The organism is Methylobacterium sp. C33D, from assembly GCF_053345825.1.
The window spans coordinates 1-282 of the sequence record NZ_JBKFAV010000250.1 but is presented as its reverse complement, the minus strand read 5'-3'; the positions used below and the strand labels follow the sequence as shown (position 1 = coordinate 282).

At 69.5% G+C, this 282-nt stretch carries 1 pseudogene; it reads right to left on the bottom strand.

The features are described 5' to 3' along the window. Positions 1-282 (bottom strand): annotated as a pseudogene (locus ACLBXO_RS32250) (helix-turn-helix transcriptional regulator); the annotation flags it as partial.

Genomic DNA, 282 nt, shown 5'->3' with positions numbered 1-282 from the left:
TCTCCAGGAAGCCGTGATTGACCTTGACGTGGCGCAGGTCGGACAGGCGCGTGATCACGGCCGGCGCCGGGTTGGCGTTGAAGGTGCGCTCGAACCGCTCCTCGGCCTCGAACTGGTCGGAGACGTCCTTGAGGATCAGCGCCAGGCAGCTCGGGTTGCCGTCGCGGTCCGTGGCCACGAGGCTGCGCAGCGAGTGCACGAAGTCCATGTCGGGCCTGTCGGCCCGGCGCACCTCGACCACGACGTCGTGGAAGCGCTCGCCGGCCACGACCCGCTCGATCG